Genomic DNA, 23111 nt, shown 5'->3' with positions numbered 1-23111 from the left:
AGTGAAACGATGCATCGCCGATGGTAGTGTGGGGTTTCCCCATGTGAGAGTAGGTCATCGTCAAGATTAAATTCCGAAACCCCATTTGCGAAAGCAGATGGGGTTTTGTTTTGGGCGCGAGAAAAGTCAGCCAAGCATCGACATGCTCCTCGAGCATACCGTTGGGGAAATCAATACAAAGTGTTTCTGCATTTTTGGTATGGTGCAGCACATTTTCATAAGGACTGATCGTTCACCCGCAGGACGCGGCGTCGCCCTTTTTCAACGAGATGCTGTAGAAATGCCTGAAGCCATACCGATCAAAGATCACGAAAAAGAAAACCGCCTGGTCAACAAGCGCCTGCTCGCCTGCGCGCTGTTGGTGATTGGCATCACCTGTGCCCTGGTTGGTCGCATGTACTTCCTGCAGGTCGTACAGTTCGATTACCACTCCACGATTTCTGAAAACAACCGCGTGCACGTTCTGCCCATCACGCCGACGCGCGGCTTGATCTATGATCGCAATGGCGTTGTACTGGCCGACAACCGCCCCAGCTACAACCTGACCATCACCCGTGAGCGCACCACTGATCTCAAAGGTGAGCTGGACGCCATCGTCAATCTGCTGCACCTGCCTGCCGAAGACCGCGCCGTGTTCGACAAAGCGCTGAAACAGGCGCGCCATCCGTTCGTCCCCGTCACGTTGTTCTACGAGTTGACCGAAGAACAGATCGCCGTGTTGGCTGTGAACGAGTTCCGCTTGCCCGGCGTGGATGTCGAGCCGCAGTTCGTTCGCCACTATCCGTTAGGCGCGCATTTCGCCCACTCCATCGGCTACGTTGGCCGGATCAACGAAAAGGAATCCAAGTCCCTCGACTCGGTGGAGTACCGCGGCACACAGTCCATTGGCAAGACCGGTATCGAGCGTTTCTACGAATCCGAACTCCACGGCCACGTTGGTTACGAGGAAGTCGAGACCAACGCCCAGGGCCGCGTTCTGCGCGTGCTCAAGCATACCGACCCAATCCCCGGCAAAAACATCGTGCTCAGCCTCGACATCCACCTCCAGGAAGCCGCAGAAGAAGCCTTGGGCGATCGTCGTGGTTCGGTGGTCGCCCTCGACCCGCAGACCGGCGAAGTACTGGCCATGGTCAGCAAGCCGAGCTTTGACCCGAACATGTTCGTCACCGGCATCAGCTTCAAGGAATACGCCGCACTCCACGACTCCATCGACCGGCCGCTCTTCAACCGCGTACTGCGTGGCCTCTATGCGCCAGGCTCGACGATCAAGCCCGAGGTGGCTATCGCCGGCCTCGACAGCGGTGTTGTCACCGCCCAGACCCGCGTGTTCGACCCCGGCTACTACCAACTGCCCGACTTCGACCACAAGTACCGAAACTGGAACCACAGCGGCGACGGTTGGGTGGACATGGACGCTGCCATCATGCGTTCCAACGACACCTACTTCTACGATCTGGCGCATAAGCTCGGCATCGACCGCCTGCACGACTACCTGGCCGAATTCGGCCTTGGCCAGAAAGTCTCCCTCGACATGTTTGAAGAGTCCGCCGGCCTGATGCCGTCCCAAGCCTGGAAGCGCGCCACACGCCGCCAACCCTGGTTCCCCGGCGAAACCGTGATCCTCGGCATTGGTCAAGGCTATATGCAGGTCACTCCGCTGCAACTGGCCCAGGCCACTGCGTTGATCGCCAACAAAGGTGTATGGAATCGTCCGCACCTGGCCAAGACCATCAATGGCGTGGCACCGGTGGATGAAAACCCGATGCCCAACGTGGTCCTCAAGGACCCGCGTGACTGGGAGCAGGTCAACCACGGCATGCAACTGGTGATGCACGACCCGCGCGGCATCGCCCGCGCCGCCGCGCAAGGCGCGCAATACCGGATTGCCGGCAAGAGTGGTACGGCGCAAGTGGTGGCGATCAAACAGGGTGAGCGTTACGATCGTAACAAGACATTGGAACGCCATCGCGACAACGCTTTGTTCGTCGGCTTTGCGCCCGCCGAACACCCGAAAATCGTGATCTCGGTGATGATCGAAAACGGCGAGGCGGGCGGCCGGGTTGCCGGCCCTGTGGTGCGACAGATCATGGACGCCTGGCTACTCGACCAGGACGGCCACCTGAAGCCTCAATACGCGACGCCGGCCAAAGCGCCCGGCGACCCGCATGTCTGATTCACGCCTTCCATTCGGGCCACTGCTCCACGTCCTCATGTGCCAGCCATGGCACATCGTGGGCGGTCCAGATGTGCGAAGTGGGGCGCATGCCTGGGTCATCATCCAACGTCGCCACCCGCACAATCACATGGGGCTGATGCCCGCGCTCGGCCATCAGGTGTGATCCGCAACGCCCGCAGAAATGCCTGAATTTACCCGGCGAAGATTCGTACGACGATAACAGCGCCTCGCCCTGGGTCCAGCGGAAGTGCTCGCGCATCACACCGGCAGTCGCAACGAACGCCGCCGCGTGGACCTTGCGACAGCTTTGGCAATGGCAGTGGCTGATGGGCATATCCAGGCTGTCCACCTGATACTGCACGGCCTTGCAGGCACAACTTCCATGGAGTTGCTGAGTCATAGTGCTTCACCTCAAAGGGGAGGGGAGCAATCTACCGTTCGCCGCCGCGCTGCGCATCACAAGTGATACAAATCATTGCCCTTATTCCGGCATTGGTCTAAATTGCGAAGCGTTCTCATTCGCGCGCAATATTATTATGCCTTCGTCTGCTGTGCCTCATTCCCCCCACGAACCTGTTGGCCAACTCTACGGTGACCACCACCGCTGGTTGGTCAGCTGGCTGCGTGCGCGCCTGGGTTGTTCCCAGCAGGCCGCAGACCTGGCGCAAGATACTTTTATCCGTTTGTTGCTGGCTGAGCGCACCCAACCTTTGGCCGCTGAGTTGAAGGAGCCGCGGCATTTTCTGGTGACGATTGCCAAGCGCGTGATGATCGACAGCTTCCGTCGCAAAGCCCTTGAGCAGGCTTATCTGCAGGCCTTGGCCGAACAACCCCAGGCCTATGCCATTTCGCCAGAAGAGCGGTTGCTGGTGATCGAAACCCTGCAACGTCTGGACGCCATGCTCGATGGCCTTGGGTACAAAGCCAAACGCGCCTTCCTGCTCTCGCAGTTGCAGGGGATGCCTTACAAGGAAATCGCCGAGGACCTACAGGTGTCGGTGAGTTCGGTGACCAAATACATTGCCAAAGCCACCGAGCATTGCCTGATCTTCGCCCTGGAGCATTGACGGTGGCCCGTGATCCGAAACATCAGGCGCTCAGTGCGGCGGCCCACTGGGTCGCCCGTTTGGCCGCCGAGCCCGGTGATTCCCTGTTGCATGTGGCTTGGCTCTCCTGGCGCGACGAAAGCGCACTGAACCAATGGGCCTGGCAGCGCGTAGAAGCCCTTCGTAGCCAACTCCAGTGCCTGCCGGGTGCCGTCGCCGTCAATGTGCTGGACGTCGCCGCCGACCAATCCCTGAGGCTGGGACGCCGCGCATTGCTCAAGGGCCTGGTGATCGGTACCGGCGTGACGGCCATCGGTTGGTCTGGCTATCGAAAGGCACCGCTATGGATGGCCGATCAACGCACCACCACCGGCGAGCGTCACAGCCTGCGCCTGGACGATGGCAGCCAACTGTCCCTCAATACCGCCAGTGCCGTGGATATTCACTACAACGCCGAACACCGCTTGGTGATTTTGCGTGCCGGAGAAATCCTCGTGGAAACCGCCCCCGACCCCCGGCCGTTTCTCGTGCGCAGCGCCCACGGTGAGATGCGCGCGCTAGGCACCCGCTTTGACGTGCGCCAGTTCGACGACTTCACGGCGATGAGCGTATTGCAGCACGCGGTGGCGGTACGTCTGGGCGCCGATCCTGCAGAAACGGTGGTCACCGCCGGCCAGACCGTCACCTTCGATAGCCAGCGCATGCTCGCCCTTCGGCCCAACGACCCCGGTGCCGGCGCCTGGGCGCAAGGGCGGCTGATCGTCGACAATTGGCGACTGGACCGCCTGGTGGCCGAGTTGGCACGCTACCGCCCTGGCTACCTGGGGTGTGCCACAGAAATCGGCCACCTGCCGGTCTCCGGTGCGTACTCCCTGGACGATATCGACCTGACCCTCAACGCCCTGACCCACGCTCTGCCGGTGCGCCTCGTTGCACGTACCCGTTATTGGACGACATTGGTCCCGCGCGCCTGACATCGAAAATAATTCTCAACGTCCGTTGTCGATTTGCCGCCCCTCGTTCGACTCCTCCTGCAAACCCCCTCCATTCGTTTCGAACCATCAGGAGTCAACATGCGCGCAGGGCAAACCTCAGTCGCCAATCAACCGCTTCGCTCATTTCGCAAAAAGCCTTTGCAGGTCGCGTTGTTTGGCGTGTCGCTGATGGTGCAGGCCGGGCTGCTGGCCCCGTTGTTGGCGAGCGGCTCCAGTGCAATGGCGGCCAGCCAGCAACAGGCGTTCGCCATTGCGCCCGGCCCCCTGGGTTCGGTGTTGAGCCGCTTTGCCAGCGAGGCGGGTGTGGTGCTGTCCTTCGATTCCGGCCTCACTGCCGGCAAGCAAAGCGCGGGCCTGCAGGGCACGTACAGCGTCGAACAAGGTTTTGCCCGGCTGCTGGCCGGCAGCAACCTGGCCATCGCCGCCAACAGTGATGGCAGTTACCGTTTGGCGCCCCAGGCCAGCGGCGGTGCCTTGACCCTCGGCGCCACCAGTATCAACGCCGAAGGTTTAGGCCTGACCACCGAAAGCACCGGTTCCTACACCACCGGAGCGACCAGTACCGCGACAAAGTTACCTCTGTCCCTACGCGAAACGCCGCAGTCGGTCAGCGTGGTCACCCGCCAACTGATGGATGACCAGCACCTGTCCACCCTCAGCGAGGTGCTCACCTTCACCCCCGGCATCAGCAGCAACCATCGTGATAGCGAGCGCTACTCCTTCTACTCCCGCGGCTTCGAGATCCAGAACTTCCAGTACGACGGCATTCCGTCGCAAATCGCCAACGAATCCCAGCAATTTATCGGCCCGCTTTCCGACATGGCCCTCTACGACCGTGTCGAAGTCGTACGCGGTGCTACCGGCTTGATGAGTGGCGCAGGCACGCCGTCCGCCACCATCAACCTGGTGCGCAAGCGCCCGACCAAAGACTTCCAGGCCCACATCTCCGGCGAAGCCGGCGCGTGGGACCGTTACCGTTCCGAGGTTGATGTGTCCGGCCCGTTGACCGAAACCGGCAATGTGCGCGGGCGATTTGTCGCGGCGTACCAGAAGCAGAAATCCTTCGTGGATTGGTACAAACAAGACAAGCGCGTCATGTACGGCGCGCTCGATATCGACCTGAATGACAGCACCACCCTGCGCACCAGCCTGGATTACCAGAACAACGACGCCAATGGCACCAGCTACGGCCATATTCCGTTGTTCTACAACACTGGCCGCCAGACCAACTTTTCCCGCTCTTTCAACCCGGCTACGCGCTCCAGTTACATGGACAACACCAGCTACACTTTCACCACGATGCTCGATCACAAACTCGACAACGACTGGAGCCTGAAGACTGCCTACAGCCATCAGTATTCCTACCGCAAAGGGCAGGGCGCTTCTGCCAGTGGCGGCTATCCGGACCCGGTCACCGGCCAAGGTGCCGGGGCATTCATCTACCGTCTCGACAGCTACCAGACCCAGGACATGCTTGACGTGTATGCCAACGGCCCGTTCCAGTTGGGTGGGCGTGAACACGAACTGGTCGTGGGCGCGAGCTCTTCGCGCATCCATCTTAATTTTCCGAACTACAGCAGTACCCTGGCCGACCAGGACAATGATTACGGCGACGTGGACAACATCTTCACCTGGGATGGCCGGCAGTATGGGCGCCGTTCCTACAACAAGATCGGGGGCACGGTGACCACCCTGCAACAGACCGGTGTGTATGGCGCATTGCGTTTGAAACCGATTGATCCACTGACCCTGATTCTCGGCACCCGCGTCAGTTGGTGGAAGCAACTCGATGAGGTCAGTCTCTATGAGCCCTACTCGAAAAACACCGACAAAACCAAGAAGACCGGTGTCGTGACGCCCTACGCGGGCATCATCTACGACCTCAACGACACCTACTCGGTCTACGCCAGCTACACCAGCATCTTCCTGCCGCAGACGTTCTACAAAACCGCAAGCGGCGGCTCACTGGCACCGCTTGAAGGGGACAACTATGAGATCGGCCTCAAGGGCGAATTCTTCGACGGCGCGCTAAACGCGAGCATTGCCCTGTTCGACATCGAGCAAAAGAACACCGCGGCCGATTCGGGTAACGATGCCACTGGCAAGACCGTGTACAAAGCCATCGCCGGCACCACTACACGCGGGGTCGAAACCGAGATTTCCGGCGAAGTGGCCGCAGGCTGGAACGTATTCGGCGGCTACACCTACCGCGAATCCCACGCCAAGGACGGTGAACGCGTACAGGTCAACCAGCCGATCAACCTGTTCAAGCTCGGTACTTCCTACCGCCTGCCGGGCGCCCTGAACCGCCTGACCGTGGGCGGCAATGTCACCTGGCAAAGCGAGATGTACGCCACCAGCCAGATCAACTACACCGGGCCCTACTACAAGGCGGTACAAGACCCCTTCGCCGTGGTCGGCCTGCTGGCCAACTACCAGGTGGACGAGCATCTGTCCGTGGGACTGAACGTCAACAACCTGTTCGACAAGAAGTACTACGACGGCATGGGCACGTTCAACTCGGGCTCCTACGGCGAGCCGCGCAATGCGATGGTCAACGCCAAATGGAAGTTCTGAGATAAGTCGCAACACCAATGCGTGATCGAAAAGGTTGCGCATTGGTTGATGTCGCCTACCTTCAATGGAGGAGGTGACTTATGCACGTATTGGATCGTATAGAACGAAAAATCCTGCTCAATGCTTCACGTAAACAGGTGTGGGAAGCCCTTGTCGATGCCGAGCAATTCGGCAACTGGTTTGGTATTGCCCTCAAGGGCAAACACTTTGTCGTGGGTGAAACCCTCGAGGCGCCGATCACGTATCCCGGTTACGAGCATGTGATCTGGAAGGCGAAGATCGAACGCATCCTGCCGCAAACGTTGTTCTCTTTCTGGTGGCACCCGTTTGCGGTGGCGGAGGGTGTCGATTACGACAAGGAAACGCCAACCCTGGTGGAGTTCACCATCGAAGATCGCGCGCCGGGCATCCTGCTGCGGGTGGTTGAATCCGGGTTCGACAACATCCCCGAGGCCCGTCGCCAAAAAGCCTTCAAGATGAACTCACGGGGCTGGGATGAAGAAATGGGCAATATCGAAACCTATCTGGGCCAAGCTCGTCGCGCCTGAGTAAACGGGCATCATTGCTGATGCCCACTCTCATGCTGTTCAGCCTTCGTGAGCCGTGGTGATTTCCAGGGTGTCGGTAAAGGTCACCAGCACGCTTTGCCCAACCTTGAGGTCTTTGAGCCCAGCGCGGATCTGCGGTTTCTCCACGTTCAGCACTTTGGTCACGCCGGCCGGGTTTTCCAGGGTGACCTGGTTTTTCTTCAGGTCGATGTGGGTGATCTTCAACTGCACCTGCACCTGGCGGAAAGCCGCACCACCCGGGTTGGGGTTGTCGGCGGTCGCCCGAATCACGCCGATTTTTTCGCTGGCATCCGGGGCGCTTTTGTCCACATCAGTGTCCAGCACCGCCGCGACCGAGTGGGTGGTCAGCACCTTGACCTGGTCGCCGACCTTGAGGTTGCCCAAGTCCTTGGCTTGATCACTGAGTTGCACGTGTACGGGGTTGCCCTCGGCCCCTTCAAGCACCACTTGATGCTTGGTGGCATCTACGGCCAGCACCTTGGTGGTCACCTCGTCGGCTTCAAGGGACTTGGACAGCGGGATGTCGGCGGCATAGGCGGCGAGGTTGCTGGCGGACAGCAGCGTGACCAGGGCAATGGCTTGGCGCAGCGAGCGAGATAGTTTCATTGAAAGGACTTCCATGTTTGAGGAGCCCTGAGTCTAGTGGAGGGTCGTGGATCCACAACCGCGCAACCGCTCTGGCCAGCCTGAACATACGGCGTCGGTAGAAGATTCCTACAACTGGTAACCACTGTGGCGAGGGAGCTTGCTCCCGTTGGGCCGCGAAGCGGCCCCGCTCTTTGTGTAAAAAGCTGGGACTGCTGCGCAGTCCAGCGGGAGCAAGCTCCCTCGCCACAGGTAAGTTTTTAGCCTTTTACTGCAGCAGCAGCCTTTAGAAATCCACCGACGCAGACAACTTGGCCACCCGCGGATCACCCTGGCTCAAGAACCCGCCTTGCGCCGATTCCCAGTACTTCGCATTGGCAACGTTTTCCACCGTGGCGCCGACGGTCACATCCCGCTGCGCCACCTTGAAGTTGTAGCGCGCACCCACATCGAAGCGGTTCCACGCCGGCAGGCTGAGGTTGTTGGCCGCATCGGCGTACTGCCCGCCAGTGCGCAGCATGCGCCCGTTGAGGCTCACGCCTTGCAGGCCCGGCACATCCCAATCCACCCCGGCGTTGAGCTGGAACGAAGGCACGCCGATCGCACGGTTACCGTCATTGGCGCCGTTTTGCGTGTCCTTGAGTTCGGTCTTCATCACCGTCACACCGCCGAGCAAGCGCAGGCCGCTGACCGGTTCGCCGAACACGTTCAGCTCGACGCCCTTGTTGATTTGCAGGCCTTCGCGCACGTAGCGCGCAGTGGTCGCATCGACGACTTCGGAATAACCGGCCCCAGGCTGTTCGATACGGTAAACACCCAGCGTTGCGCCGTAGGTGCCCATGTCCACCTTCACACCCGCTTCAATCTGCTTGGAGCGCGCTGGCGCATAGGCTTGACCGCCGTCGATGACCGTCCTCACACCCAATTTCAGCGGCGACGTCGGCCCCTGCGCCAAGCCTTCGATGCGGTTGGCATACACCGACACATGCTCCCACGGCTTGAACACCAGGCCGTAGACCGGCGTGGTGATCGACTCGTCGTAGTTAGCCGTGCGGCTGCCGCTCGCGTAGTTGTAACCCTGCACCACCATCTGCTGGCGACGCGCGCCAACGGTCAGCAACAGGCGATCATCGAAGAAACCAAAGGTGTCCGAAACGGCCGCGCTGCGCACAAAGGTCTTCGCGGTGATTTCCGGGTCGCTGAAGTCGGTGCCCGGGGTGTTGCGTGGGTTGTTCAGGGCCGGTGGCGCGCCGGTCACCGGGTTGTAGATGTTGGTGGTGGTCTTGCCGCTGGCAAACACATAAGCGTTGCGCGCCTGGGTCCAGGTCCCGGCCAGGCCGAAGTTGAGACGATGGCTCACCGCACCGGTCTGGAACTTGCCGTTCAGGCCCGTCATCAGGCTGCTGTTGTCTTCTTCGTGGGCGATGGTCGAGCCGCTGGCGGTGGCGTTGCCGAGGTTGTCGGTCAGGGTTACCGACGAGTAACGCCCCATTTCACGGGTGTGCTTGACCCCGCCTGCCGCGTACGCCGTCCAGTTGTCGTTCAGGTCGTACTCGGCACGCAGCATGCCCAAGGTGTCTTCCAGGTTGGTACTGCTCCAGCTCGGCGCGTAGTTGGTGTCGGCCGAAGGCGCATCCGGGATGTGCGTGGCGGTGCCGGTGAATACCGAGTTGCGCCCACCGTTGATGTGCTCCTTCTGGTACACAAAGTCACCGGATAAACGCAGCGCATCGCCACGGTAATCCAGGCCGACCGCAAACAGCTTCGAACGCTGGTTCTCATCATCGATGCCGGTATCGCCTTCGCGTTGGGACAGGTTCACCCGCGCGCCAAACTGATGTTCTTCCCCAAAGCGCTGGCCAATGTCCAAGTGCTCGCCCACCCGGCCATCGCTGCTGATGTCGGTGCTCAAGCGGCGCAACGGCAGGTCATCGGCGCGCTTGGGTTGCAGGTTCACGCCGCCGCCAATCCCCGAACCGGTGGGGCTCACGCCGTTGATAAAGGCATTCGGGCCCTTGAACACTTCAACCCGTTCCAGGGCGTCGGTGGAGATGATCTGGCGCGGCAGGATGCCGTACAGACCGTTGTAGGACATATCGTCGCCGTTCAGCGGCAGGCCGCGAATCATGAAGGTCTGCGCCTGGTTGGCATATCCCGACGCCTGGCGCACGGACGAGTCATTGAGCAGCACATCGCCGACGGTTTCGGCCTGCTGGTCGCGGATCAGTTTTTCGGTGTAGGAGGACATGCTGAACGGCACGTCCATGATGTCCTGGTTGCCCAACACCCCCAACTGGCCACCGCGTGCCACCTGGCCGCCGGCGTACACCGGGGGCAGGGCGCTTGGTGCGGGCGCGTCGGCGCTGATGTTGGTGGCGCCCAATTCCAGGGTGTTGCCGTCCTGACGGTTGTTCGCATCCTGCGGGGTGGCTGGGGTTGCAGCGTGGGCGGCGACGCTCAGGGAGCAGCACAGGGCGAGCAGGGTCGGACGAAACGGAATAGGGAAGGGCATGGGCGATCCAGTGAGGAAAAGGGCAACAAACGTTGCGCGTCCTCGCTGCGCGGATACGACTCCGGTGCGAATGATAGTGATTGTTATTAACGTCGCGCAACAAATATTTACTTTCGCGGTCTGCGTGCGCACATAGCCGAGTAGAATCACGCCCTGAAAGCGATTCCTGAGGTGCGGTACGGTGGATTTACAGCAGGGTTTTGTCCTGACCCGGCATTGGCGCGACACCCCGGCGGGCACGGAGGTCAGCTTCTGGCTGGCCACCGACCAAGGCCCCAGGCTTGTGCGCCTCCCTGTGCAGACCTCGGTGATGTTCATCCCCGAAGCCCACCGCAAGCCCCTCGACTGGCTGCTCAAGGGCGAGCGTGAGATCGAACTGCGCCCGCTGGATCTGTTGGACTTCCACCACCGCAAGGTCCTGGGCCTCTACACCCGCCAGCACCGCCAGGCGATGGACGTGGAAAAACGCCTGCGCGCGGCCGGTGTGGACGTCTACGAAGGTGACGTACGCCCGCCCGAGCGCTACATGATGGAACGCTTCATCACCGCGCCCGTGTGGTTTGGCGGCACGCCGGACGCCAACGGCGTGTTGATGGACGCGCAGATGAAACCCGCGCCCGACTACCGCCCGGCGCTCAAACTGGTGTCCCTGGACATCGAGACCACCGCCAAGGGCGAGCTCTATTCCATCGCCCTCGAAGGCTGCGGCGAGCGCCAGGTGTACATGCTCGGCCCGCCGAACCAGACCACGGCGGTGGACTTCAAGCTCGACTACTGCGACACCCGCGCCCAACTGCTCGAACGCCTCAACCAATGGCTGGCCACCTTTGATCCCGATGCAATCATCGGCTGGAACGTGGTGCAGTTCGACCTGCGCGTGCTCCACGAACACGCCCAGCGCCTCAACGTGCCGCTGCTGCTTGGGCGTGGTGGCGAGGCCATGACTTGGCGCGAACACGGCAGCCGCAACCACTACTTCGCCGCAGCGGCGGGGCGCTTGATCATCGACGGCATCGAGGGCCTGCGTTCGGCGACCTGGAGCTTCGAATCCTTCAGCCTGGAAAACGTCGCGCAAACCCTGCTCGGCGAGGGCAAGGACATCTCCACGCCGTACCAGCGCATGGACGAAATCAACCGCATGTTCGCCGAGGACAAGCCCGCCCTGGCGCGCTACAACCTCAAGGACTGCGAACTGGTCACGCGGATCTTCGCCAAGACCGAACTGCTCACCTTCCTGCTCGAACGCGCCAGCGTCACCGGCTTGCCGGCCGACCGCAATGGCGGCTCGGTCGCGGCGTTCACCCACCTGTACATGCCGTTGATGCACCGCCAGGGCTTTGTCGCGCCGAACCTGGGGGACAAACCGCCCCAGGCCAGCCCCGGTGGATTTGTCATGGACTCGCGCCCCGGCCTCTACGAATCGGTGCTGGTGCTCGACTACAAAAGCCTCTACCCGTCGATCATCCGCAGCTTCCTGATCGACCCGGTGGGCCTGATCGAAGGCCTCAAGTACCCCGACGACAGCCAGTCGGTCGAAGGCTTTCGCGGCGCGCGTTTCTCGCGCACCCGGCACTGCTTGCCGGCCATCGTCGCGCGCGTTTCCGAGGGCCGCGAAGAAGCCAAGCGTGAACACAACGCGCCGTTGTCCCAGGCGCTGAAAATCATCATGAACGCCTTCTACGGCGTGCTCGGCTCCAGCGGTTGCCGCTTCTTCGACACGCGGCTGGCCTCATCCATCACCATGCGCGGCCACCAGATCATGCGCCAGACCCGCGCGCTGGTCGAAGCCCAGGGCTATGAGGTGATCTACGGCGACACCGACTCCACTTTCGTCTGGCTCGGCAGTGCCCATTCCCAGGAAGACGCCGGCCGCATCGGCCGCGCCTTGGTGCAGCACGTCAACGACTGGTGGCGCGAGCACCTGCGTAGCGAGTTCGGCCTGCAAAGCGCGCTGGAACTGCAATACGAAACCCACTTCAGTCGCTTCCTCATGCCGACCATTCGCGGCGCCGAGGAGGGCAGCAAAAAACGCTACGCCGGCCTGGTCACGCACAGCGATGGTCGCGAAGAAATGGTCTACAAGGGCCTGGAAACCGTGCGCAGCGACTGGTCGCCCCTGGCCCGCCGGTTCCAGCAGGAACTCTACCAACGCATTTTCCACCGCAAGCCGCACCAGGACTACATCCGCGACTACGTGCAGCGCACCTTGAGTGGCGAATTCGACGAACTGCTGATCTACCGCAAGCGCCTGCGCCGGCAGCTGGATGACTACGAACGCAACGTGCCGCCCCACGTGCGCGCTGCGCGCCTGGCGGATGACTACAACGACCGCCTCGGGCGTCCGCGCCAGTACCAGCGCGGGGGCTGGATCAGCTACGTGATCACGGTCAACGGCCCGGAACCCCTGGAAACCCGCCAGGCGCCTATCGACTACGACCACTACGTCACCCGCCAATTGCAGCCGGTGGCCGATGCGATCCTGCCGTTTGTGAACGACGATTTCGGCACCCTGGTCGGTGGGCAGATGGGCCTGTTTTAAAACGCTTGATTCGACGCGCTGCGAACCTGCACTCTGGCCGCTGACGACCACCCGACGGCGCAGCCACCATGACCCAGCTCACCCTGACCGGCACCACGGTCGAACTCCAGCCCCTGCAACCGCAACATGCCAGCGCCTTGCTCGACGCCGCCGCCGATGGCGAGTTGTGGAACCTCAAGGTCACCAACGTGCCAGGCCCCGATACCGTCGAAAAATACATCGACACGGCGCTGGCCGGACGTGACGCGGGTACGGTGATCCCGTTCACCATCGTGCGCCGCGACAGCGGCCAGGTGGTCGGCAGCACGCGCTTCTGGAAGGTCGATCGGGTCAACCGCAAGCTGGAAATCGGCCACACCTGGCTGGCGCAATCCACGCAAAAGTCTTCGATCAACACCGAAGCCAAACTGCTCCTGCTGACCTACGCTTTCGAAGTCCTCGACTGCGTGCGCGTGCAATTCACCACCGACGAACTCAACGAAAAATCCCGCGCCGCGATCCTGCGCCTGGGCGCCGTGCAGGAAGGCATCGTGCGCCACGAACGCATCATGCCCGACGGGCGCAAGCGCAATTCGGTGCGCTTCAGCATCATCGATTCGGAATGGCCGCAGGTGAAGGCGCACTTGCAGACCAAACTGCAACGCTAGGAGACCAGGCCCATGTACACGCTCTACGGCATCGACGAATCCGGCTCGTGCATGATCGAAATCGCCCTGCAACGGTGCGCGGTGCCTTGGCGGCGGATCGACGCCGCGTCATGGGCCGAGGGCGCCGGCAGTGACGAACTGGCGCGCATCAACCCGCTCAAGCAAGTGCCCACGTTGCTCACGCCCGATGGCCAGGTACTGACAGAAAGCGCGGCGATCCTGATCCACCTCGGCCTGGAGTTTCCCGCCGCCGGCCTGCTGGCCGGCAACCGCGCGCAGATCATCCGCGGCCTGGTGTACATCGCCGCCAATTGCTACTCGGCCATCGGCATTATCGACTACCCGCAACGCTGGCTCGGCAACGTCAACGAAACCGTGCAGGCGCAACTGGTCACTGGTACTCGGCGCTACCTGCACCAGGCCTGGGTGGTGTTTGCCGATCAGTTTGCCGGGCAGTTGTTCGCCCCCAACGACATGCCGAATGCATTGGGCCTGATGGCGGCGGCGGTATCGCGCTGGGATGAGTCGCGGGAGGCCTTGAACGGCCTGGCGCCGGGCTTTGCCCAGAGCCTGGCGCAGGTGGACGCCGACCCCGTTGTGGCGCCCGTGTTTGCACGGCATTGGCCGGACTGGAAGGTCTCATGATGTTTCCGCAATCAGTGGAAACAATCACCGGCGAAGCGTCTCAAGCCCTTGCGTAGCGGGCGTCCTGACCTACGCTTTCTTAAAGTGGTGTAGGAATCATCCTTGAATTTGACTGTCGCAGACATGAAACTCAAGAACCCTGCACGGAATTAGAAGGAGGTGCGCATGCTCATCCGGTCGCTGACCCTGGCTACCTTGATGGTTTTTACGGGGCCGCTGTTGGCCGCTGATGATACCAACCCACTCAAGCAGGACGTGGGCAAAGCCCGTCCGCTGGTGGTGGTGGAGCTTGATTCCGGTAACGCCACTTTAACCACGCTCAAGAAGCAACTTGACGAGCCAGCCAACAAGCAAGCGTTCGAAGAGCGCAACATGGTGTTCTACACCGTGAAGTTCGGCAGCATCGGCGCCGAAGGGGAGAAGTTCGCCAAGGACGCGAAGGACAACAAAAAACTCACGCCGCCCGAAACCAACGCCCTGATCCGCGCCCTCAAACTGGGCGCCGGCAGCGGCACCAAGGTCATCCTGGTGGGCAAGGATGGCGAGAAGAAACTCGAGAAGACCGTGCCACCGGATACCCTCGACCTGAAGGAATTCTTCAGCACCATCGACCAGATGCCCATGGCGGAAAAAGAAACCGCCGCCGCCGCAGAACCTGAGCCGGCCGCACCGGCCCCCGCCAAAGGCGCCAAACCGGCCAAGGCCGGCAGCAAGCCTGCGCCGCAACAACTGGACGATTGATCCACGCCAGGAGCCGGTTGCCCCGGCTCCTACCGCAGACACCTTGCGAAACATATGATAACCGTTATCATTTGCGCATCATTCCTTGTGCGCGCCTCCCATGTCTTCGACTCCTGCGGTAAGCCCCACTGATCTGGCCACCCTCTACCAGCAGCAACACCGTTGGTTGCAGCAATGGCTGTGGCGTCGCCTGAATTGCTCGCAGAGTGCCGCTGACCTGGCCCAGGACACTTTCCTGCGCTTGCTGGCGAAGAATCAGGCGATCGAAGTGCAGGCGCCGCGCAGTTTTCTGGCGAAGGTGGCGCAGAGCGTGCTGTCCAACCACTTCCGTCGGCAAAAGCTCGAACGGGCCTACCTGCAGGCCCTGGCCCTGTTGCCGGAAGAATCCGCCCCCAGCGCCGAAACCCAATGGATCCTGCTGGAAACCCTCACCGCCCTCGACGAAGTGCTCAGCCGCCTGGCCTTGCCCGTGCGCCAGGCGTTCCTCTGGTCGCAGCTCGATGGCCTCAGCCATGGCGAGATTGCCGAGCGCCTCGGCGCCAGCATCGCCACGGTCAAGCGCTACATCATCAAGGCCGGCGCGCAATGCATCCTGCTGGACAGCCAGCAACCATGACGCTGTCCCTGGAAGCCGCCGAGCAGGCGATGCATTGGCAACTGGAATTGCAGGCGCCCGACGTCAGCGAACAGACCCGCGCCGAGTGCCAGCGTTGGCGCGAACAAGACCCGAGCCATGAACGGGCCTGGCAGCATTCCCAGCGCTTTTTGCAACGCATGCAGGACGTGCGCGCACCGGCGCATCAAGCGTTGGTCAGCGCGGCGTTGCTGCCGATATTGTCCCGCCGCCAAGTGGTCAAGCATCTCGCCGTGCTGCTGGCGACAGGCGCGACCGCGTGGAGCCTCAAGGACAGCGAACTGCTGCAACACTGGACCAGCGACTACAGCACCACCGTCGGCGAACGCTGGCGCATCGACCTGGCGGACAACACCCAGGTGCAGCTCAACACCGACAGCGCCATCGACGTGAAATACACCCCCGAGCGGCGCCAGATCCACCTGCTGCGCGGCGAAATCCTCGTGGACCCCAACCCCACCGACACTCGCCCGCTGTGGGTGCAGACCGCCGAAGGCCTGACCCGCGCGGTCAGTGGCCGTTTCAGCCTGCGCCAGCGTGACGGCTTCAGCCAACTGGGCGCCGACCAGGGCCCGCTGTCGGTGCAGATCCCGGCGCGCAGCCTGGTCCTGCAACCCGGTGAACTGATCAGCTTCGACGCCCACACCGTGCTCGCCCGCCGCCCGCAACGGGACGGCGAACTGGCCTGGCGCGGCGGCATGATCGTCGCCCAGGGCATGCGCCTCGAAGACTTCCTCGAAGAATTGAGCCGCTATCGGCGCGGGCGCCTGGCCTGTGATCCGGCGGTGCGCGGCCTGCGTGTGTCGGGCACCTATCCGCTGGCCGACACCGACCGCATCCTCGCCGCCCTGGCGCAGACCCTGCAACTGGAGGTGCAGCATTTCACGCGGTTCTGGGTCACCCTCAAGCCGCGCCAGCACCTGGCGTGAATTTATTTCGCAGAGAGGTGAGCCGTTTGCCATTCTCGCGAGACTTATCTCCCCAGACACTACCTTCACTGGGGAAACAGGCATGCAGCCACGCACAACGTTGAAAACATCACTGGCCCTTGCGGTCATGCAAGGCATCGCCACGCTCACGGCCGCCACGCCGCTGTTGTTGGCGTCGGCCTGGGTGCAGGCCGCGGAGCAACGGGACTTCGACATCCCGGCCGGTTCGCTGGCCGGCGCACTCAACAAGTTCGGCCAGGCCAGCCAGATCCTGCTGTCCTACCCGGCCGCGCTCACCGACGGCAAGACCAGCCCCGGCCTGCATGGGCGCCATGACCTGGACAGCGGCCTGGCGATCCTGCTCAGCAGCAGCGACCTGCAAGCCGTGCGTGGCGGCGACAACCACTACTCGCTGGAGCCGCGCCCGGCGGGCGGCGCCTTGCAACTGAGCACCGTGTCCATCTCCGGCAAGGCGCCGGGTTCGACCACCGAAGGTACCGGTTCCTACACCACGCAGTCGTCCAGCAGCTCGACGCGCCTGAACCTGACCCCACGGGAAACCCCGCAATCGCTCACCGTGATGACGCGCCAGCGTCTCGACGACCAGCGCCTGATCAACCTCAGCGACACCCTCGACGCCACCCCCGGCATCATCGTGCTGCGTGATGGCAAGGGCTCGGAAAGCGATGGTTATTTCTCCCGTGGCTTCCAGATCCAGAACTTCGAGATCGACGGCGTGCCCACCGCCACGCGCATGGACAACTACACCCAAAGCATGGCCATGTACGACCGCGTCGAGATCGTGCGCGGCGCCACCGGCCTGATCAGCGGCATGGGCAACCCGGCGGCCACCATCAACCTGATCCGCAAGCGCCCGACCGCCGAGGCCCGTGCCAGCGTGACCGCCGAGGCGGGCAACTGGGACCGTTACGGCAGTGGCCTTGACGTGTCCGGGCCACTGACCGAGAGCGGCAACGTGCGCGGGCGCCTGGTGGCGGACTACAAGACCGAACGTTCCTGGATCGACCGCTACAAACAGGAAAGCCAACTGCTCTACGGCATCACCGAGTTCGACCTGACCGAAGACACCCTGCTGACGATGGGCTTTAGCTACCTGCGCACCGACGTCGATGCACCGGCCCGTTCCGGTTTGCCCACGCGCTTTACCGACGGCTCGCGCAGCAACCTCAGCCGCTCGCTGAACACCGCGCCGTCGTGGTCCTACAACGACCATGAGCAGACCAGTTTCTTCACCGCCATCGAACAGAAGTTCGACAGCGGCTGGAGCGCCAAAGCCGAATTCACTCACACCGAAAACCAGTTCGACGAAATCTTCAACTACGTCAACGGCAGTCTCGACCGTGACGGCAGCGGCACCACCCAATTGCCGGTGCGCTTCTCCGGCACGCCGCGCCAGGACAACCTCGACCTGTACGCCACCGGCCCGTTCAACCTGCTCGGCCGCGAGCACGAGCTGATCGCCGGTGTAACCCTGTCCAAATACCGCGAGAGCGTGCCGAGTTACGGCGGCTGGAACTACGCCTATTCCGGCTCGCCGGCTGGCGCCATCGACAACCTGTTCAACTGGGACGGTCACTCGGCGAAACCGGCGTTCGACGTCACCGGCAAATCCTCGGTGGATGAAAGCCAGTACGCCGCCTACCTGAGCACCCGCCTGCGGGTCACCGACGACCTGAGCCTGATCCTCGGCAGCCGGGTGATCGACTGGAAACGTGACACCGTCACCAGCCCTTACGGCGGCACCGAGACCCGCACCGACGAATCCGAAACCGGCGTCTACATCCCCTACGCCGGGGTGGTGTACGACCTCACCGACAACTGGTCGGCCTACGCCAGCTACACGAAGATCTTCAACCCCCAGGCCATGGGCGTGCATGACATCAACAACAAAGCCCTGCCGCCGATGGAAGGCAAGGGCTACGAAGTGGGGCTCAAGGGCAGCTTCTTCGACGAGAAACTCAACACCAGCCTGGCGCTGTTCAAGCTGGAACAGGACAACCTGGCGATCTGGATCGACACCCCGGGCGGCGACACGTACCGCAACGAGAAGGGCACCACCACCGAAGGCGTCGAGCTGGAGCTCAACGGTGAATTGGCCGAAGGCTGGCAAGCCTCCGCGGGCTACGCCTACGCCGTCAGCACCGATGCCGACGACAACCGCATCGTCACCACCTTGCCGCGCCAGAGCCTGAAGACCTTCACCACGTACCGCCTGCCAGGCGTGCTGGACAAGTTCACCGTTGGCGGCGGGGTGAACTGGCAGAGCAAGGTCGGCGAAGACCTGCACACCTTCAGCCAGGGCAGCTATGCGGTGACCAACCTGCTGGTGCGGTATGACGTGACGCCCAAGCTGAGCGCCTCGGTGAACCTCAATAACCTGTTCGACCGCGAGTACCTGAGTTATGCCGGCAACCACGGCATGTATGGCGCGCCGCGCAACCTGATGACAGGTGTCAAATACGACTTCTAATCCGAGCGCTAAACCCCAAGTCAGAGTGAGCTTATGTGGGAGCTGGCTTGCCTGCGATAGCGGTGTATCAGTCAACCTTTTACTAACTGACACATCGCCATCGCGGGCAAGCCAGCTCCCACATTAGGTTCCGTGGCGTTCTGTGGAGGCCTTGCGCACCGGAAACGGAAAGTAGAAAAACCGCAAGAACGCCACCCGCTTGATCACTTCCCCAATCAGCAACGGCGCCACCACCGCCACCACCAAGCCAATGCACGCAGCCACAAACGCAGGCAGCCCCAGGCGCTCCATCAGGTCGAACGTCTTGTGCTGGATCTCGCCATGGAAGATCAACAGGATCAGCGTGGACTGGCCAATGTAGGTCATCGCCCGCGTCAGCAGCGCCGAGACCATGAGCACCCGCGCCAACGCCCAGCACAGGTACACGCCAATCACCGCCAGCAAGCTGGTCCACAGCCAGTGGTCGTAGCGCCGCTGAGCCAAATCCATGGTGTCGCCGCGCCAGAGAAACACCGCCGCAAACAGCGCCGCCGATATCACCAGCGTCAGCAGTGAACCCTCATGCCGGCGCAGCCAGTCGCGCAGCAGATAGCCGAGGATGAAAAACGCGCTGCTGATCAGCGTGACGTCCAGGCTGAACGGCAAACCGGGCAGTACCCAGGTGCGTTCGCCAACGGTCACCGGCAGTTGCCAGAACCACGGCAGGACCCAGGTGCCCACCACCAGAATCAGTCCGGTCAGCCCACAACTCAGCGCCACCGGCAGGCGTTGGATCAGGCGCAGCACGCACCAGCTGAACAGGATCGCCACCCAGAAGTGCGGCAAAAACCACAGCGCCTGCCACGGGATGGTGTCCACCGAGGCGTACAGCACGCCGCCGATATCCGGCAGCAGCGGTTGCCCGCGCAGCACATCGCGCACGATCACGTAGACCAGCATGGTGAAGAAAAACGGTTTGAGCAGGCCGTCGGCCTTGCGCACGGCCATCTCGCCAAAGGGCTGTTCCGGCTTGAACAGCACGCCCGACAAAAAGAAGAACAGCGGCAGAATGAACGACGCCAGGATCGGGTACATCAAGTCCCGGGACGTGGCCACAAACCAGCTGTGGGCATACACGATCACCAGGATGCCGATGCCTTTGGCAATATCCATTTGAATCCAGCGATGTTTCACTCGACCTTCCTCCTTTATGCCTTGCGCCATGGCTTGAGCCACAGCCCCATGCCCAGCAACACCACGGCGCCGGCCAGGGTGCTCAGCCCCAGTTGCAGCCACACGCCGTCAATCCGAAACAGCAGCCAGGCCGCCAGGCCCAGCAACAGCGTGCTCAGCAGCCATTGCCGCGCCCAGGGCAGGGCGGCGAGCAAGGACTGGCGCTGCATCAACAGCAGCGCGGTGCACAGCACGCCGGCCAACGCAGCCAGCGGAATACCGGCCAGGCCGAAGATAAACGGCAGCGCGCCGAGCAACAGCACATTGACCAGGCTGCCGAGCAATTCGCAGCGCAACGGCTGGCGTGTGTCGCCAGCGGCGTAGGCATAGCGCGCCAGCAATGCGTTCCAGGCGCCGAACACCAGCGGCACGGCGAACCACGCCAGCAGCAGCGGCAGCGGCGAATCCGCCGACTGCTTGGGCAGCAGCAACGCCACCAGGCTCGGCGCCGCCGCCACCAGGCCGACACCGGCGGGCAGGGTCAGCACGCTGGCGGTTTCCAGGCCGCGCTTGAGCAGGGCCAGGCGCTCGTCGCCCTGGCGGCGGCTCATCATGCCCAGCAGCACCTGGTTAAGGCTCATCAACGCAATCAGCGGCAGGTTCATCAGCTTGCGCGCGAGGTTGACCCACGTCACCGCGCCTTCCCCCAGCAGCGAGGCCACCAGCCGCTCGATCAGCGCCAAGCCCTGGCTGGCGCCATTGCTCAACAGCAGCGGGCCGATGCGTTGGCCCAGCTCCCGCAACGGCACCAGCGACAGCTGCCAACGCCAGGGCCGCCAGCCCTGGCGCCAGATCGACGGCACCAGCGCCAGCGGCATCAACAGGCTGCCGGCGAGGCAGGCCAGGGCCAGCGTGTGCGGTTGCGTGGCGGTGCCGGCGAGGGCGAGGTAGGTCACCGGCGGCAGGTTGAACAGCAACGAACCCAACCCCGCCAGCACAAACCGCTCGCTGGCCTGCAACGGAATACTGAACAGCGCATGCAGCATCAAGCCCGGCACGCACCACGCGACGATCTGCAGATTGCTGCCCGCCAACGCCGTGGCACTCGCCGCCAGACCGGGGCCGAGCAGTTGCACCAGCCACGGCGCCAACAGCGTCAGCAACAGGCTGGTCACCAGCGCGATCAGCAGCAACGCCGGAAACAACACCGCCAGCCAACTCAGGCGCTCACCCTCCTGGCGTTGCAGGTACAACGGCAGCGCGGCGGCGCTGAGCACGCCACCGGCCAGGGACATACGCAAGGCTTCGGGCAAAAACAGCGCGATCAGGAACGCATCACTGCGCTCGCCCGCGCCCCACGCCGCCACCAGCAACCATTCGCGCGCAAAGCCCAGGCACAAGCCGAGCAAGGTCGCCACGGTGAGCCAGACGGCAGAGCCGAGCATCAGGGGCGCACGCCATCAAGCAGCGGCCCGGGCGCCGCGACGTGTTTGACCTGCGGCAACCGCGCCGGGAACAACCGCCGCGCCTCCAGCACATTGATCCCCACCATCAGCCAGAACAGCGCCACCATCACCACGGCAAAGCTGAAGTAGTGGTCAAACAAGCCACTGACCAACGCCGCCAGAATCCCCGCCGTGGTCCCCAGCCACAGGGCGTTGTCCTTGGTGAGGCGGATCGGGCCTTTTTCCGGGCGCGCTTCACGCCACCAGCGCACGGTCACCGCGACAAACAGCAGCATGCCGAGAATGCCGATCTTGTAGATGTAGTTCAGCCACAGGTTGGAGATCCCCAGCAGATGCGTGCCCGGCACCGGTGGATCAACCTTGAAGCCAATGCCCAGCGGATACGCCGCCACTGCCTGCGGGAACATGCGGTATTCATCGAAACGCACTTCGGTACTGGCGTTGCTCGACGAAAAGATCGTCGCCAACCGGTCCTGCAACGGCGGGTACGCGATCACCAGCGCCACGGTCAGCGCCGCGCCGATCATCAGCAGGCGCCCGGTGTACGGCACGCGGCGCGTGGCCATCCACAGCAGCACCAACGCCAGGCTGACCATCGCGCCACGGCTACTGGCCAACAGCAGCGCCGCGGCGCCCAGGCACGCCACGCTCAGGCCGAGACCGCGCTTCCAGCCTTGCTCGGTCATGCCGTAGCAGAACGCCAACGGCAGCAGCAGCGCCATGATCCCGCCGATGGCATTCGGGTGGGTCCAGGGTGAACCCATGCGCGAGGACATGGCTTCCAGGCCGAATTTCAGGGTGTCGAAGTTGGCGTAGTTGAACAGCCCCAGGATCGGCGCAATCCCGGCCCCCGAGCGAGTACGCACAAACACTGCAATCGACAGCAGTAGCATCGCCAATGTGCCCAACAGCAGGGCGATCACCAGGGCTTCGCGGTGCTTGCGTTCCACCAACAACTTGGCCGCGAGGAACACCCCCGACAGGTTCAGCAACCAGCGCAGCCAGTTGGCCAGGCCGCTGCTGTCGGCGTGGGTGATGACCTGGCCGACGATAAACGGGAACACGCTGAACAGCATCAGCCACATCAACATCTGGTCGGTGGGGCGCTGGGCGAAACGCGGCGAATCGGGTAGGCGCGACAGAAAGCGCTCCCACACCACCGCGCCCCAGGTCAGCGCGAGGATCGCTTCGCTGACGGTGGTGCGGATGCCCAGGTTCACCGTGGAGTACGGCATGAATGTCGCCACCAGGGCAAACAGCAGCAGGCCCCACAGCGGAAAGCGCAGGATGGTCAGCGCGCCCGCCAGGCCGATCACGGCGACAAACGCCTTGGCCGGTGACAGCAACAAGGCCAGCGCGCCGAACAGCACGCCGAAGAGGATGGGGACGAGGCTTGCCAGGTTTATT

Annotated in this window: 19 protein-coding genes; 12 read left to right on the top strand and 7 right to left on the bottom strand. The window is 62.7% G+C overall.

The annotated features are described in order from the left end of the window. On the bottom strand, positions 1-211 hold a 211-nt coding region (locus ACU688_RS21275; RefSeq protein WP_448186293.1), incomplete at its 3' end, for a hypothetical protein. Positions 212-280: 69 nt separating this feature from the next. Between ACU688_RS21275 and mrdA the strand changes: the two genes are divergently transcribed. Next, complete coding sequence (gene mrdA / locus ACU688_RS21270) at positions 281-2173, top strand: penicillin-binding protein 2 (protein WP_448186292.1); 1893 nt, start codon at positions 281-283, stop codon at positions 2171-2173. Position 2174: 1 nt separating this feature from the next. Here mrdA and ACU688_RS21265 read toward each other — a convergent pair whose 3' ends face one another. After that, positions 2175-2576, bottom strand: a complete 402-nt coding sequence (locus ACU688_RS21265; RefSeq protein ID WP_448186291.1) for a GFA family protein — start codon at positions 2574-2576, stop codon at positions 2175-2177. Positions 2577-2712: 136 nt separating this feature from the next. Here ACU688_RS21265 and ACU688_RS21260 point away from each other — a divergent pair, with 136 nt between their 5' ends. The 4 genes from ACU688_RS21260 to ACU688_RS21245 all read left to right on the top strand — a co-directional run bounded on the left by ACU688_RS21260 (position 2713) and on the right by ACU688_RS21245 (position 7342). Then, positions 2713-3243 (top strand): sigma-70 family RNA polymerase sigma factor, encoded by a 531-nt coding sequence (locus tag ACU688_RS21260; protein ID WP_448186290.1) that lies wholly within the window; start codon positions 2713-2715, stop codon positions 3241-3243. A 2-nt stretch (positions 3244-3245) separates the two neighbouring features. Continuing rightward, positions 3246-4196, top strand: a complete 951-nt coding sequence (locus ACU688_RS21255; RefSeq protein WP_448186289.1) for a FecR domain-containing protein — start codon at positions 3246-3248, stop codon at positions 4194-4196. Positions 4197-4295: 99 nt separating this feature from the next. Beyond that, positions 4296-6794: a TonB-dependent siderophore receptor gene (locus ACU688_RS21250; RefSeq protein WP_448186288.1), complete on the top strand. Its 2499-nt coding sequence runs from the start codon at positions 4296-4298 to the stop codon at positions 6792-6794. An 80-nt stretch (positions 6795-6874) separates the two neighbouring features. Continuing rightward, positions 6875-7342, top strand: coding sequence for an SRPBCC family protein (locus ACU688_RS21245; RefSeq protein ID WP_448186287.1), 468 nt, complete (start codon positions 6875-6877; stop codon positions 7340-7342). A gap of 39 nt (positions 7343-7381) precedes the next feature. On the opposite strand, the gene ACU688_RS21240 is transcribed toward ACU688_RS21245, so the two are convergent. Further along, the gene (locus ACU688_RS21240; protein WP_448186286.1) at positions 7382-7969 is read right to left on the bottom strand and encodes a hypothetical protein; all 588 of its coding nucleotides are present in this window, start codon (positions 7967-7969) and stop codon (positions 7382-7384) included. Between the two features lie 265 nt (positions 7970-8234). Next, the gene (locus ACU688_RS21235; RefSeq protein WP_448186285.1) at positions 8235-10460 is read right to left on the bottom strand and encodes a TonB-dependent receptor; all 2226 of its coding nucleotides are present in this window, start codon (positions 10458-10460) and stop codon (positions 8235-8237) included. Positions 10461-10641: 181 nt separating this feature from the next. On the opposite strand from ACU688_RS21235, the gene ACU688_RS21230 reads away from it, so the two are divergent. The 7 genes from ACU688_RS21230 to ACU688_RS21200 all read left to right on the top strand — a co-directional run bounded on the left by ACU688_RS21230 (position 10642) and on the right by ACU688_RS21200 (position 19086). After that, a complete protein-coding gene (locus tag ACU688_RS21230; RefSeq protein WP_448186284.1) occupies positions 10642-12999 on the top strand; it encodes a DNA polymerase II in 2358 nt (785 codons plus the stop codon). Between the two features lie 68 nt (positions 13000-13067). Continuing rightward, positions 13068-13646 carry a GNAT family N-acetyltransferase gene (locus ACU688_RS21225; protein WP_448186283.1) on the top strand — a complete coding sequence of 193 codons (579 nt, stop codon included), beginning with the start codon at positions 13068-13070 and terminating at the stop codon, positions 13644-13646. A gap of 12 nt (positions 13647-13658) precedes the next feature. After that, entirely contained in the window at positions 13659-14291 is a 633-nt protein-coding gene (locus ACU688_RS21220; protein ID WP_448186282.1) for a glutathione S-transferase N-terminal domain-containing protein, read from the top strand. Positions 14292-14456: 165 nt separating this feature from the next. Beyond that, entirely contained in the window at positions 14457-15032 is a 576-nt protein-coding gene (locus ACU688_RS21215; protein WP_124529230.1) for a DUF4174 domain-containing protein, read from the top strand. A 100-nt stretch (positions 15033-15132) separates the two neighbouring features. Next, entirely contained in the window at positions 15133-15648 is a 516-nt protein-coding gene (locus ACU688_RS21210; RefSeq protein WP_124529228.1) for a sigma-70 family RNA polymerase sigma factor, read from the top strand. Then, positions 15645-16595 (top strand): FecR domain-containing protein, encoded by a 951-nt coding sequence (locus ACU688_RS21205; RefSeq protein ID WP_448186281.1) that lies wholly within the window; start codon positions 15645-15647, stop codon positions 16593-16595. Before ACU688_RS21210 ends, ACU688_RS21205 begins: the two co-directional genes overlap by 4 nt. 127 nt (positions 16596-16722) lie before the next feature. Next, a complete protein-coding gene (locus ACU688_RS21200) occupies positions 16723-19086 on the top strand; it encodes a TonB-dependent siderophore receptor (RefSeq protein ID WP_448186301.1) in 2364 nt (787 codons plus the stop codon). A 123-nt stretch (positions 19087-19209) separates the two neighbouring features. Here ACU688_RS21200 and ACU688_RS21195 read toward each other — a convergent pair whose 3' ends face one another. Genes ACU688_RS21195 through ACU688_RS21185 form a run of 3 tightly spaced genes read right to left on the bottom strand, consistent with a single transcriptional unit; the run spans position 19210 to position 23110 of the window. Further along, a complete protein-coding gene (locus ACU688_RS21195; protein WP_448186280.1) occupies positions 19210-20259 on the bottom strand; it encodes an acyltransferase family protein in 1050 nt (349 codons plus the stop codon). A 14-nt stretch (positions 20260-20273) separates the two neighbouring features. Continuing rightward, entirely contained in the window at positions 20274-21683 is a 1410-nt protein-coding gene (locus ACU688_RS21190) for a lipid II flippase MurJ (protein WP_448186279.1), read from the bottom strand. Then, positions 21683-23110, bottom strand: coding sequence for an O-antigen ligase family protein (locus ACU688_RS21185; protein ID WP_448186300.1), 1428 nt, complete (start codon positions 23108-23110; stop codon positions 21683-21685). The genes ACU688_RS21190 and ACU688_RS21185 overlap by 1 nt, the downstream gene beginning before the upstream one ends. Between the last annotated feature and the right edge of the window lies 1 nt (position 23111).

This window comes from Pseudomonas acericola (SeqCode) (genome assembly GCF_053456465.1).
Note: the sequence above shows the minus strand (reverse complement) of the source record. Positions and strands in the feature narration are given on the sequence as shown.

Coding starts and splice junctions, on each gene's coding strand:
- mrdA (WP_448186292.1), top strand. CDS start 281: ATGCCTGAAGCCATACCGATCAAAGATCACGAAAAAGAAAACCGCCTG.
- ACU688_RS21265 (WP_448186291.1), bottom strand. CDS start 2,576: ATGACTCAGCAACTCCATGGAAGTTGTGCCTGCAAGGCCGTGCAGTAT.
- ACU688_RS21260 (WP_448186290.1), top strand. CDS start 2,713: ATGCCTTCGTCTGCTGTGCCTCATTCCCCCCACGAACCTGTTGGCCAA.
- ACU688_RS21250 (WP_448186288.1), top strand. CDS start 4,296: ATGCGCGCAGGGCAAACCTCAGTCGCCAATCAACCGCTTCGCTCATTT.
- ACU688_RS21245 (WP_448186287.1), top strand. CDS start 6,875: ATGCACGTATTGGATCGTATAGAACGAAAAATCCTGCTCAATGCTTCA.
- ACU688_RS21240 (WP_448186286.1), bottom strand. CDS start 7,969: ATGAAACTATCTCGCTCGCTGCGCCAAGCCATTGCCCTGGTCACGCTG.
- ACU688_RS21235 (WP_448186285.1), bottom strand. CDS start 10,460: ATGCCCTTCCCTATTCCGTTTCGTCCGACCCTGCTCGCCCTGTGCTGC.
- ACU688_RS21225 (WP_448186283.1), top strand. CDS start 13,068: ATGACCCAGCTCACCCTGACCGGCACCACGGTCGAACTCCAGCCCCTG.
- ACU688_RS21220 (WP_448186282.1), top strand. CDS start 13,659: ATGTACACGCTCTACGGCATCGACGAATCCGGCTCGTGCATGATCGAA.
- ACU688_RS21215 (WP_124529230.1), top strand. CDS start 14,457: ATGCTCATCCGGTCGCTGACCCTGGCTACCTTGATGGTTTTTACGGGG.
- ACU688_RS21210 (WP_124529228.1), top strand. CDS start 15,133: ATGTCTTCGACTCCTGCGGTAAGCCCCACTGATCTGGCCACCCTCTAC.
- ACU688_RS21205 (WP_448186281.1), top strand. CDS start 15,645: ATGACGCTGTCCCTGGAAGCCGCCGAGCAGGCGATGCATTGGCAACTG.
- ACU688_RS21200 (WP_448186301.1), top strand. CDS start 16,723: ATGCAAGGCATCGCCACGCTCACGGCCGCCACGCCGCTGTTGTTGGCG.
- ACU688_RS21190 (WP_448186279.1), bottom strand. CDS start 21,683: ATGCTCGGCTCTGCCGTCTGGCTCACCGTGGCGACCTTGCTCGGCTTG.